The organism is Halomonas sp. E19 (genome assembly GCF_052439355.1).
In the GTDB taxonomy this organism is placed as follows: Bacteria; Pseudomonadota; Gammaproteobacteria; order Pseudomonadales; family Halomonadaceae; genus Halomonas.
Map to the genome: position 1 here is coordinate 1 of NZ_JBNFWU010000001.1, position 11,861 is coordinate 11,861.

Genomic DNA, 11,861 nt, shown 5'->3' on the forward strand with positions numbered 1-11,861 from the left:
TAAAGTACGCATCCGCTGCCGGTGACGGGCAACGTCATCAGCGGTGGGAAGAGTGGTAAGTGGTTGTCTCGTTTTGATTTTTTCGATTCGCTTCGCAAAAATCGCCCTTGACGCCCACAGCGAATTCGGTAGAATGCGCCCCACTCGAAAGCAAGTCCGGCAGCGGTCTTGCGGTCGCCTGCTCCGGCGGGTCTTCGCGGTCAGGGTCACCTCGGTGACGGCCACGAAGAGAGTTGACAAACTCCGGCACTTGAGTAGAATACGCCTTCCTCGCAGGGCGCTGATGAGGCCCCTCGATCACAGGATCGACGGCCGCGACAGCAAGCGAGGCGCTCCACTCTCTATAGAGCCCGGAGCCGCTCTTTAACAATCGATCAGGTAATTCATGTGGGCGCTTGTCGATGAGGTGGTGAGAAGTCACACCATTATCAAGGCAAGCGACTCGTCAAGACCTTCGGGTCTTTTGAGAAGCTTTAACCTTGAGCCAAGTTTGGTCCGCTTAACGGACTACTGATCTTAAACTGAAGAGTTTGATCATGGCTCAGATTGAACGCTGGCGGCAGGCCTAACACATGCAAGTCGAGCGGCAGCACGGGAAGCTTGCTTCCTGGTGGCGAGCGGCGGACGGGTGAGTAATGCATAGGAATCTGCCCGATAGTGGGGGATAACCTGGGGAAACCCAGGCTAATACCGCATACGTCCTACGGGAGAAAGCAGGGGCTCTTCGGACCTTGCGCTATCGGATGAGCCTATGTCGGATTAGCTAGTTGGTGAGGTAAAGGCTCACCAAGGCGACGATCCGTAGCTGGTCTGAGAGGATGATCAGCCACATCGGGACTGAGACACGGCCCGAACTCCTACGGGAGGCAGCAGTGGGGAATATTGGACAATGGGCGCAAGCCTGATCCAGCCATGCCGCGTGTGTGAAGAAGGCCCTCGGGTTGTAAAGCACTTTCAGTGGGGAAGAAAGCCTCGCGGCTAATATCCGCGAGGAAGGACATCACCCACAGAAGAAGCACCGGCTAACTCCGTGCCAGCAGCCGCGGTAATACGGAGGGTGCGAGCGTTAATCGGAATTACTGGGCGTAAAGCGCGCGTAGGTGGCTTGATAAGCCGGTTGTGAAAGCCCCGGGCTCAACCTGGGAACGGCATCCGGAACTGTCAGGCTAGAGTGCAGGAGAGGAAGGTAGAATTCCCGGTGTAGCGGTGAAATGCGTAGAGATCGGGAGGAATACCAGTGGCGAAGGCGGCCTTCTGGACTGACACTGACACTGAGGTGCGAAAGCGTGGGTAGCAAACAGGATTAGATACCCTGGTAGTCCACGCCGTAAACGATGTCGACTAGCCGTTGGGTCCTTCGCGGACTTTGTGGCGCAGTTAACGCGATAAGTCGACCGCCTGGGGAGTACGGCCGCAAGGTTAAAACTCAAATGAATTGACGGGGGCCCGCACAAGCGGTGGAGCATGTGGTTTAATTCGATGCAACGCGAAGAACCTTACCTACCCTTGACATCCTGCGAACCCTTCGGAGACGAAGGGGTGCCTTCGGGAACGCAGAGACAGGTGCTGCATGGCTGTCGTCAGCTCGTGTTGTGAAATGTTGGGTTAAGTCCCGTAACGAGCGCAACCCTTGTCCTTATTTGCCAGCGAGTAAAGTCGGGAACTCTAAGGAGACTGCCGGTGACAAACCGGAGGAAGGTGGGGACGACGTCAAGTCATCATGGCCCTTACGGGTAGGGCTACACACGTGCTACAATGGTCAGTACAAAGGGTTGCGAACTCGCGAGAGCAAGCCAATCCCAGAAAGCTGATCTCAGTCCGGATCGGAGTCTGCAACTCGACTCCGTGAAGTCGGAATCGCTAGTAATCGTGAATCAGAATGTCACGGTGAATACGTTCCCGGGCCTTGTACACACCGCCCGTCACACCATGGGAGTGGACTGCACCAGAAGTGGTTAGCCTAACCTTCGGGAGGGCGATCACCACGGTGTGGTTCATGACTGGGGTGAAGTCGTAACAAGGTAGCCGTAGGGGAACCTGCGGCTGGATCACCTCCTTAAACGACGTATCACGCCTCGCGGCAAGTGCTCACAATGAATTACCTGATCGGCCAGAGCAAAGACTGTTTGGGTCGCCGACCCAGTGGTTAGCCGGGTCTGTAGCTCAGTTGGTTAGAGCGCACCCCTGATAAGGGTGAGGTCGGCAGTTCAAATCTGCCCAGACCCACCAATTTTATCCAGTCCTGCGTTATTTCGTGACTCGCATAGCGAGCTATGCGTCGCCCCGAAATGCCTTGACCTGAATAAAATTAACCGAACCGCCCCTTGAGGGAAGGTCGGAATCAGTGGGGCCATAGCTCAGCTGGGAGAGCGCCTGCCTTGCACGCAGGAGGTCAGCGGTTCGATCCCGCTTGGCTCCACCATCTACTCCAAGCCAGTCTTTATCTGCAGAGACCAGCGGCAAGTCGATAGACTTTCCACTGTTCTCTGAACAGTCTGCTCTTTAACAATGTGAATCATGCTGACAGTTCCTTTCCGACAGGAAAGGAAACGAAGATACGTCTCAAGCGTATCCGGCAATGTCGTACGTGATCGCAGACCAGACCCCTTCGGGTTATATGGTCAAGCGATTAAGCGCATACGGTGGATGCCTTGGCAGCCAGAGGCGATGAAGGACGCGGTAGCCTGCGATAAGGCTCGGTGAGGTGGCAAACAACCTGTGACCCGGGCATTTCCGAATGGGGAAACCCACCCAGCACAAGCTGGGTATCCCACACTGAATCCATAGGTGTTGGGAGGCGAACCGGGGGAACTGAAACATCTAAGTACCCCGAGGAAAAGAAATCAACCGAGATTCCCCTAGTAGCGGCGAGCGAACGGGGACTAGCCCTTAAGCGGCACAACTGATAGGCGAACAGGCTGGGAAGCCTGACCATAGCGGGTGATAGTCCCGTAGCCGAAATCTGAGTGTCGTGAAATCGAGTAGGTCGGGGCACGTGAAACCTTGACTGAATATGGGGGGACCATCCTCCAAGGCTAAATACTCCTGGCTGACCGATAGTGAACCAGTACCGTGAGGGAAAGGCGAAAAGAACCCCGGAGAGGGGAGTGAAATAGATCCTGAAACCGTATGCGTACAAGCAGTGGGAGCATGCTAGTCATGTGACCGCGTACCTTTTGTATAATGGGTCAGCGACTTATTTTCAGTGGCGAGCTTAACCGTATAGGGGAGGCGTAGGGAAACCGAGTCTTAACTGGGCGACCAGTCGCTGGAAATAGACCCGAAACCGGGCGATCTATCCATGAGCAGGTTGAAGGTTGAGTAACATCAACTGGAGGACCGAACCAGGATCTGTTGAAAAAGATTTGGATGACTTGTGGATCGGAGTGAAAGGCTAATCAAGCTCGGAGATAGCTGGTTCTCCTCGAAAGCTATTTAGGTAGCGCCTCACGTATCACCGCCGGGGGTAGAGCACTGTTTCGGCTAGGGGGTCATCCCGACTTACCAACCCGAGGCAAACTCCGAATACCGGTGAGTGCAGCGTGGGAGACACACGGCGGGTGCTAACGTCCGTCGTGAAAAGGGAAACAACCCAGACCGTCAGCTAAGGTCCCGAAATCCTGGTTAAGTGGGAAACGATGTGGGAAGGCTCAGACAGCTAGGAGGTTGGCTTAGAAGCAGCCATCCTTTAAAGAAAGCGTAATAGCTCACTAGTCGAGTCGGCCTGCGCGGAAGATGTAACGGGGCTAAACCAGGTACCGAAGCTACGGGTTCATCCTCTGGATGAGCGGTAGAGGAGCGTCGTGTAAGCCGATGAAGGTGGATTGAGAAGTCTGCTGGAGGTATCACGAGTGCGAATGCTGACATGAGTAACGACAAGGGGAGTGAAAAACTCCCCGCCGGAAGACCAAGGGTTTCTGTTCGACGCTAATCGGAGCAGAGTGAGTCGGCCCCTAAGGCGAGGCCGAAAGGCGTAGTCGATGGGAAACGGGTTAATATTCCCGTACCTCATAGAGTTGCGATGGGGGGACGAAGAAGGCTAGGTGGGCCAGGCGTTGGTTGTCCTGGTGAAAGCCAGTAGGCTGGGATCTTAGGCAAATCCGGGATCCCAAGGCCGAGAGGTGAGACGAAGGCACTACGGTGCCGAAGTCATCGATGCCACGCTTCCAGGAAAAGCCTCTAAGCTTCAGACTCTATGGGACCGTACCCCAAACCGACACAGGTGGTCAGGTAGAGAATACCAAGGCGCTTGAGAGAACTCGGGTGAAGGAACTAGGCAAAATGGTGCCGTAACTTCGGGAGAAGGCACGCCGCACTAGTGTGAAGGCCCTCGCGGCCGGAGCACGAAGCGGTCGAAGATACCAGGTGGCTGCAACTGTTTATTAAAAACACAGCACTCTGCAAACGCGCAAGCGGACGTATAGGGTGTGACGCCTGCCCGGTGCCGGAAGGTTAAGTGATGGTGTTAGCCCTCGGGCGAAGCTCTTGATCGAAGCCCCGGTAAACGGCGGCCGTAACTATAACGGTCCTAAGGTAGCGAAATTCCTTGTCGGGTAAGTTCCGACCTGCACGAATGGCGTAATGATGGCCACGCTGTCTCCACCCGAGACTCAGTGAAATTGAAATCGCAGTGAAGATGCTGTGTACCCGCGGCTAGACGGAAAGACCCCGTGAACCTTTACTATAGCTTCACACTGGACGCTGATGTTGCTTGTGTAGGATAGCTGGGAGGCTAGGAAACCCGGACGCCAGTTCGGGTGGAGCCAACCTTGAAATACCAGCCTGGCATCATTGGCGTTCTAACTCAGGTCCGTGATCCGGATCGAGGACAGTGTGTGGTGGGTAGTTTGACTGGGGCGGTCTCCTCCCAAAGCGTAACGGAGGAGCACGAAGGTACCCTCAGCACGGTCGGAAATCGTGCGTTGAGTGCAAGAGCATAAGGGTGCTTAACTGCGAGACAGACACGTCGAGCAGATACGAAAGTAGGTTCTAGTGATCCGGTGGTTCTGTATGGAAGGGCCATCGCTCAACGGATAAAAGGTACTCCGGGGATAACAGGCTGATACCGCCCAAGAGTTCACATCGACGGCGGTGTTTGGCACCTCGATGTCGGCTCATCACATCCTGGGGCTGAAGTCGGTCCCAAGGGTATGGCTGTTCGCCATTTAAAGTGGTACGCGAGCTGGGTTTAGAACGTCGTGAGACAGTTCGGTCCCTATCTGCCGTGGGCGTTGGAGATTTGAGAAGAGCTGCTCCTAGTACGAGAGGACCGGAGTGGACGCACCTCTGGTGTTCCGGTTGTCACGCCAGTGGCATTGCCGGGTAGCTACGTGCGGACGGGATAACCGCTGAAAGCATCTAAGCGGGAAGCCCCTTCAAGATGAGATCTCCCCGAGGCCTTGAGCCTCCTGAAGGGCCCAGCGAGACCAGCTGGTTGATAGGTCGGGTGTGGAAGCGCTGCAAGGCGTTGAGCTAACCGATACTAATGGCCCGTGAGGCTTGACCATATAACCCCAAGGGGTCTGCGCATCGCGCACATTGACGGATACGACGAGACGATCGCGTCAGCATGATTCCAACCGTTTTCGCCTGACGACCATAGCGAGTGGGAACCACCTGATCCCATGCCGAACTCAGCAGTGAAACCGCTCAGCGCCGATGGTAGTGTGGGGTCTTCCCATGTGAGAGTAGGTCATCGTCAGGCACTTCTTCAGAAACCCCGGCCAATTGGTCGGGGTTTCGTCGTTTGGGGGTGATGAAAAACAGCAGGTCGTGCGGTGAGCCAGCGTCGGCAGCTTGGCTGCGCCTACTCTCCCGATACCACAACACCCCGAAGCCCGAGCGCAAAAGCGCTCGGGGTTTTTTGTTTAGCGGATTCAGGCGTTTCCGTGCCTGCGGCAGTTCCGCTAGAATGACTCCTTTCCCAGTTGGGGCAAGTGGCATGACCATCGGCGATCTGATTCGACTGCTGAGCGACGGTGAGTTCCATTCCGGCGAGCAGTTGGGAGAGCGTATGGGCGTATCCCGCACTGCGGTCTGGAAACAGTTGAAGAAACTTGAGGCGCTCGATATTCCGCTCGAAGCCGTCAAGGGGCAGGGCTATCGCTTGACCAGGCCGCTGGAGCTGCTTAATGGCAACGCTATTGTTGCTGGTCTCTCGCGTTCGGGCAGGCAGCATGTGACCAGGCTATTCGTCGAGGAAACACTACCGTCCAGCAATGAGTTCATTCGGCAGCGCTTTGCTCAAGGTGCTGGGCACGGCGAGGTCTGTCTCGTCGAGCAGCAGAGTGCGGGGCGAGGGCGTCGTGGTCGCTCCTGGACGACGCCTTGGGGCCGAGCCCTGATGCTTTCCATAGGCTGGCGTTTCGAGTCGGGTGTGGCAGCTCTGGAAGGCCTGAGCCTGGCGGTTGGTGTGGCCTTGGCACGCGTGTTGGAGCGGCATGGGGTGGCGCCTCGGCTGAAGTGGCCCAATGATGTGTTGCTCGACGAGGGGGGGCTTGGTAAGTTAGCAGGCATCCTGATCGAGATCAGCGGTGATGCGGCAGGCCCTTGTGAGGTTGTGGTGGGCCTGGGCATCAACTTCGACCTGTCCCCAGGCTTCCGTCAGCAGATCGAGCAGCGTGTCGCGGCCGTGCAGGATCAGGCCCCAACGCTATCGCGCAATCTACTGGCCTCTGAGCTGCTCGGAGAATTGATGCCGCTGCTGGCCGGTTACGAGAACGCCGGGTTTGCTGCCTGGCAGGAGGAATGGAATGCACGCCATGCCTACCAGGGCTGTGAGGTCGAGGTGACAAGAGGTCAGCAGCGGCTGGTGGCAACAGCAGAAGGGGTGGATAAGGCGGGCAATCTATGGATTCGGCGTGGCGAGCAGCGTGAACGCCTGTCAGGGGGAGATCAGCGTGCGTGGACGTACATGATCCTGGATCTGGATATCGGCAATACGCTATCGAAATGGCGGTTGAAGGATGCCGACAGTAGCGAGATACGCTCGCGTGGTGCCGTCTGGACCCGGGAAGAGTGGAAGCCCGGATCAGATATCCCGGACCTGGATGTCGTGGAGGCAGTGCGCATCTCAAGCGTCGCACGCGAAGCGGTGCTGGAGCAGACCGTGGCTCTGCTCCAGCACCGCGTCAGCAATGTGCATGTTGCACGTTCTGCGCCTGAGTCGCTGGGGGTGGTCAATGGGTATGATGAGCCGCACCGCCTGGGTGTCGATCGCTGGATGGGCGTGCTGGCAGGCTATCAATTGGCCGGCGGGTGCTGTGCGGTGGATTGTGGCAGTGCGATTACCATTGATTTCGTGCTGCCGGGCGGGCGGCACTTGGGAGGATACATTCTCCCTGGCCTGCGGCTAATGAAGGAGAGCCTTAAACTCGGCACCCGCAATGTGGCGATCGACCCTGATAGTGAGGCCGAGGAGCTGCTTTTGCCCGGCAGGCGCACCGTGGAGGCGGTCAATCACGGTATCTATCTGGCAGCGGTCAGCGCCGTGAACAGGATCTACAGCGAAGTCTGCGACCGTGAGGGCATCGCCCTGCCCATGCTGTTGACCGGAGGTGATGCGCGGGTTGTCGCGCGCGGAGTCCATTGCCCTCATGCCGTGTGGCCTGACATGGTCTACGGGGGCTTGAGGCCTGCTTTCCGCTGACGGCGGCCGAACGAGCGGGAAGAATGTCGGGTGCGCCCCAGGTGCCGCAGCCTCCGAGCCTGGAAAAAATACGTGCTGGCCTTGCATTCTCCATGCTGCTTTGAAATAATGCAGCGCGTTCCGCAGGCAAGCAATCGTCATGTGGAGCAAGCTAAAGGCAAGTCCATGAAAAATAAGGGCTTGACAAGGCTGAAGAGGGCGGTAAAATTGGTCGCCAGTTGGAGGGGTTCCCGAGTGGCCAAAGGGAGCAGACTGTAAATCTGCCGCGAAAGCTTCGAAGGTTCGAATCCTTCCCCCTCCACCAGATTTCGCCAGGCCCAGTATACTGGGCGGGGCAGCAAGAGTGGGTAGGCGGGCATAGTTCAATGGTAGAACCTCAGCCTTCCAAGCTGATGGTGCGGGTTCGATTCCCGCTGCCCGCTCCAGATATCGCGGCGAAGGCCTAGGTATCATGTGTTTGTGCTCATGTAGCTCAGGGGTAGAGCACACCCTTGGTAAGGGTGAGGTCGACGGTTCAAATCCGTCCATGAGCTCCATATAGCGAAAGGCGGGCCAAGGCTCGCCTTTTTCTTGCCCTTCTGGCAGCAAGTTGCAGAAGGGGGTTGTCAGTAGGCGAGCTCTTCGCTATCATGACGCCCGCTGTCGCGCATGCACAGATAGTAGTGTGTGGCGGCAAGTTCAGGCCAGTAGCTCAATTGGCAGAGCAGCGGTCTCCAAAACCGCAGGTTGGGGGTTCGATTCCCTCCTGGCCTGCCAACCTCCCTCAGGTTGGCATCTTTTTCCGCAGTTGCGCAAGTTCGATTGCCGCGCCTTGAGGAGTCTCGTTTTCATGAAACATAACGCCGAGGTGCAAGAGTCGCGCCACGACGGGCTCAAGTGGGCGGTGGTCGTCACTCTGCTGGTCGTAGCGGTGGTGGGAAACACCTACTTTGCCGATCAGGCTCTTCTTTATCGCGTGCTGGGTGTCGTGGTGCTTTGTGTTCTGGCTGGCGTGATCGCGCTGACCACTGCCAGGGGCGAGATCTCGCCGAGCTGGCGAAGAGCTCCAAGAAAGAGATCCAGCGCGTAGTGTGGCCGACCCGTCCCGAAACCGTGCAGACCACCGCCATCGTGCTTGTTGCCGTGTTGGTGGTGGGGCTGATGCTGTGGCTGATCGACACCCTTCTTAGCTGGGCGATGTCCGGCGTCATCGGTTAGGAGTCTTCATGTCCAAGCGTTGGTACGTCGTGCACGCCTATTCAGGTTTTGAGAAACATGTCATGCGCTCCCTCAAGGAGCGCGTGAAGCTATATGGCATGGAGGATCGCTTCGGCGAGATCTTGGTGCCCACGGAAGAAGTCGTCGAAATGCGCGATGGCAAGCGCCGCAAGAGCGAACGCAAGTTCTATCCCGGCTATGTGCTGGTCGAGATGGAAATGGATGATGCGACCTGGCATCTGGTCAACGAGACGCCGCGTGTGATGGGCTTCATCGGTGGTACCAAGGAAAAGCCGGCGCCCATCACCCAGCGCGAGGCTGATGCAATCTTGCGCCGCGTAAAGGATGGCAGCGACAAGCCGCGGCCCAAGACCATGTTCGAGCCTGGGCAGTCAGTGCGTGTCGTCGACGGTCCTTTTGCCGATTTCAATGGCGTCGTGGAAGAGGTCAACTACGACAAGAGTCGCTTGCAGGTCAGCGTATTGATCTTCGGGCGCTCAACGCCGGTAGAGCTGGAATTCGCGCAGGTCGAGAAAGAGTAAGTCTTCGCGTCCTGCTGCATATCGAGGCCGCCGTCAGGCGGCCGTTTGATCAGGGAGCCGCAAGGCGTTATTACCCAACTGGAGTGAATCATGGCCAAGAAAGTACAGGCTTACATCAAGCTGCAGGTGGCAGCTGGTAAGGCCAACCCGAGTCCCCCGTTGGCCCGGCGCTGGGTCAGCATGGTGTGAACATCATGGAGTTCTGTAAGGCATTCAATGCCGCGACTCAGGACATGGAGCCGGGTCTGCCGACTCCCGTGGTCATCACCGTTTATTCCGACCGCAGTTTCACCTTCATCACCAAGACGCCCCCTGCGGCCGTCCTGCTGAAGAAGGCGGCTGGCATCAAGTCCGGCTCCGGTGAGCCGAACAAGAAGAAGGTCGGTACCGTGACCCGTGAGCAGCTCGAAGAGATCGCCAAGACCAAGGAGCCGGACCTGACGGCTGCCGACCTCGACGCCGCGGTGCGCACCGTTGCTGGTACTGCCCGTAGCATGGGCCTCAACGTGGAGGGTCTCTGATCATGGCCAAGCTGTCCAAGCGCGCGCAGATGATTCGCGAGAAGGTTGACGCTACCAAGGCGTACAGCCTGGAAGAGGCCGTGGCCCTGCTCGCCGAACTCTCTACTGTCAAGTTCAAGGAGTCGCTGGACGTCGCCATCAATCTGGGCGTCGATCCGCGTAAATCCGACCAGGTGGTGCGTGGCGCCACCGTGATGCCCAACGGAACTGGCAAGGACGTCCGCGTCGCCGTGTTCACTCAGGGTGCCAGCGCCGACGCTGCCAAGGAAGCCGGTGCCGACATCGTCGGCATGGACGATCTGGCCGAGCAGGTCAAGAAAGGCCAGCTCGACTTCGACGTTGTGATCGCCTCGCCGGACGCCATGCGCGTGGTCGGCCAGCTCGGCCAGATCCTCGGTCCGCGTGGACTGATGCCGAACCCCAAGGTCGGTACCGTGACGCCCGACGTCGCCACTGCGGTGAAAAACGCCAAGGCGGGTCAGGTGCGCTTCCGTACTGACAAGAACGGTATCATCCATACCACCCTGGGCAAGGTCGATTTCGAGGCCGATGCCATCCGTGGCAACCTGGAAGCGCTGATTTCAGACCTCAAGCGTCTGAAGCCGAGCACCTCCAAGGGCATCTATTTCAAGAAGGTCACCCTGTCCACCACCATGGGCCCCGGGCTGACCGTCGACCACTCCGCGCTGGTCTGACGAGTTAGGTCGAGTCAAGAGCAATAACTTTGCGGTCCCCGGTGCTGTGAAAGGCATCGGGCGCCGTCAAAGACCGCAGGCGCCGCCCTCTTTCGAGTGGGCGGCTTAATACCCCTCGGGGAGCCTGCGCAGATGGTGTGGCCGCCAGCTAGCTGGTGAGCACCATCACCCAGGACTTCCCCGCGCCCGCCAAGGCATCGGGAGGAAGAGATGGTAACCCCCGGAGCCTGCCTTGCATGGTTCCGGCACGAAGGAGTGATCACTGTGCCACTAGCACTCGAAGGCAAGAAGGCGATTGTTGCCGAGGTCAGTGAAGCCGCCAAGAGCGCTCTCTCCGTCGTCGTTGCCGATTCTCGTGGCGTGACGGTCGAGAAGATGACCGCCCTGCGCAAGCAGGCCCGTGAGAATGGCGTCCAGCTGCGTGTTGTTCGCAACACCCTGGCGCGTCGCGCCCTCTCCGGCACTCAGTGGGAGTGTCTGAACGAGAGCTTCGTTGGTCCTTCTCTGCTGGCTTTCTCCGTTGAGCATCCGGGCGCTGCTGCCCGTCTGTTCAAGGATTTTGCCAAGGACGAGAAGAACTTCGAAGTCAAGGCGCTGGCCTACGAAGGCGAGCTGATCCCGGCTGGCGACATCGACCGTCTGGCGACACTGCCGACCTATGACGAAGCCATCGCCAAGCTGATGTCCGTCATGAAAGAAGCATCCGCCGGCAAGCTGGTTCGCACCCTGGCCGCCCTGCGCGACCAGAAGCAGGAAGCCGCCGCCTAATCGGCGAACCCCTTTCTGCAGCCTTAGTCGAACACTGAATCCGAGCGCTCGGTGCGCCGAGGCTCCCGCAAAGTTAGGAATATCGAAATGGCACTGACCAAAGAAGACATCATCAACGCCGTCGCCGACATGTCCGTCATGGAAGTCGTCGAGCTGATCGAAGCGATGGAAGAGAAGTTCGGCGTTTCTGCCGCTGCTGCCGTTGTGGCCGGCCCGGCTGCCGCTGGCGAAGTCGCTGAAGAGCAGACCGAGTTCGACCTGGTGCTGGCCAGCGCTGGCGACAAGAAGGTTAACGTGATCAAGGCGGTGCGCGAGATCACCGGCCTGGGCCTGAAGGAAGCCAAGGCAGCCGTCGACGGCGCTCCGGCAACCCTGAAGGAAGCCATGTCCAAGGACGACGCCGAAGCGGCCAAGAAGAAGCTGGAAGAAGCTGGCGCTACCGTGGAGCTCAAGTAACTCTTGTGCCCATGGCTTTGCGCGCTGCGTAAGC

The 11,861-nt window shown here is 58.1% G+C and carries 4 protein-coding genes, 6 tRNA genes, 3 rRNA genes and 4 pseudogenes; all 17 read left to right on the plus strand.

The window, feature by feature from the left end; genetic code table 11:
• Window positions 1-518 precede the first annotated feature (518 nt).
• The 17 genes and pseudogenes from ACUDAL_RS00005 to rplL all read left to right on the plus strand — a co-directional run bounded on the left by ACUDAL_RS00005 (window position 519) and on the right by rplL (window position 11,827).
• A 16S ribosomal RNA gene (locus tag ACUDAL_RS00005) occupies window positions 519-2,059 on the plus strand.
• A 93-nt stretch (window positions 2,060-2,152) separates the two neighbouring features.
• Window positions 2,153-2,229, plus strand: a tRNA-Ile gene (locus ACUDAL_RS00010).
• 117 nt (window positions 2,230-2,346) lie between these two features.
• Window positions 2,347-2,422: transfer RNA gene (locus ACUDAL_RS00015), tRNA-Ala, on the plus strand.
• A 197-nt stretch (window positions 2,423-2,619) separates the two neighbouring features.
• Window positions 2,620-5,507: ribosomal RNA gene (locus ACUDAL_RS00020) — 23S ribosomal RNA — on the plus strand.
• Window positions 5,508-5,588: 81 nt separating this feature from the next.
• Window positions 5,589-5,704, plus strand: a 5S ribosomal RNA gene (gene rrf / locus ACUDAL_RS00025).
• The 16S, 23S and 5S rRNA genes sit together here with 2 tRNA genes alongside, the layout of an rRNA operon.
• A 309-nt stretch (window positions 5,705-6,013) precedes the next feature.
• Window positions 6,014-6,835, plus strand: a pseudogene (locus tag ACUDAL_RS00030) (biotin--[acetyl-CoA-carboxylase] ligase); the annotation flags it as partial.
• Window positions 6,836-6,913: 78 nt separating this feature from the next.
• Window positions 6,914-7,752 (plus strand): annotated as a pseudogene (locus ACUDAL_RS00035) (type III pantothenate kinase).
• A 116-nt stretch (window positions 7,753-7,868) separates the two neighbouring features.
• Window positions 7,869-7,952: transfer RNA gene (locus tag ACUDAL_RS00040), tRNA-Tyr, on the plus strand.
• Window positions 7,953-7,999: 47 nt separating this feature from the next.
• Window positions 8,000-8,073, plus strand: a tRNA-Gly gene (locus ACUDAL_RS00045).
• 36 nt (window positions 8,074-8,109) lie between these two features.
• Window positions 8,110-8,184 (plus strand) — tRNA-Thr (locus ACUDAL_RS00050).
• 144 nt (window positions 8,185-8,328) lie between these two features.
• Window positions 8,329-8,404 (plus strand) — tRNA-Trp (locus ACUDAL_RS00055).
• Window positions 8,405-8,477: 73 nt separating this feature from the next.
• Window positions 8,478-8,845: pseudogene (gene secE, locus ACUDAL_RS00060) on the plus strand (preprotein translocase subunit SecE).
• A gap of 8 nt (window positions 8,846-8,853) precedes the next feature.
• Window positions 8,854-9,387, plus strand: coding sequence for a transcription termination/antitermination protein NusG (gene nusG, locus ACUDAL_RS00065; RefSeq protein WP_444676682.1), 534 nt, complete (start codon window positions 8,854-8,856; stop codon window positions 9,385-9,387).
• Window positions 9,388-9,477: 90 nt separating this feature from the next.
• A pseudogene (rplK, locus tag ACUDAL_RS00070) lies at window positions 9,478-9,908 on the plus strand (50S ribosomal protein L11).
• A 2-nt stretch (window positions 9,909-9,910) separates the two neighbouring features.
• The gene (gene rplA / locus ACUDAL_RS00075) at window positions 9,911-10,603 is read left to right on the plus strand and encodes a 50S ribosomal protein L1 (RefSeq protein ID WP_444676683.1); all 693 of its coding nucleotides are present in this window, start codon (window positions 9,911-9,913) and stop codon (window positions 10,601-10,603) included.
• A 264-nt stretch (window positions 10,604-10,867) separates the two neighbouring features.
• On the plus strand, window positions 10,868-11,371 hold the full coding sequence (gene rplJ / locus ACUDAL_RS00080) for a 50S ribosomal protein L10 (RefSeq protein ID WP_444679255.1): 504 nt from the start codon (window positions 10,868-10,870) through the stop codon (window positions 11,369-11,371).
• A gap of 87 nt (window positions 11,372-11,458) precedes the next feature.
• A complete protein-coding gene (rplL, locus tag ACUDAL_RS00085; protein WP_444676684.1) occupies window positions 11,459-11,827 on the plus strand; it encodes a 50S ribosomal protein L7/L12 in 369 nt (122 codons plus the stop codon).
• Window positions 11,828-11,861: the final 34 nt, after the last annotated feature.

Coding starts and splice junctions, on each gene's coding strand:
- rplA (WP_444676683.1), top strand. CDS start 9,911: ATGGCCAAGCTGTCCAAGCGCGCGCAGATGATTCGCGAGAAGGTTGAC.
- rplL (WP_444676684.1), top strand. CDS start 11,459: ATGGCACTGACCAAAGAAGACATCATCAACGCCGTCGCCGACATGTCC.
- nusG (WP_444676682.1), top strand. CDS start 8,854: ATGTCCAAGCGTTGGTACGTCGTGCACGCCTATTCAGGTTTTGAGAAA.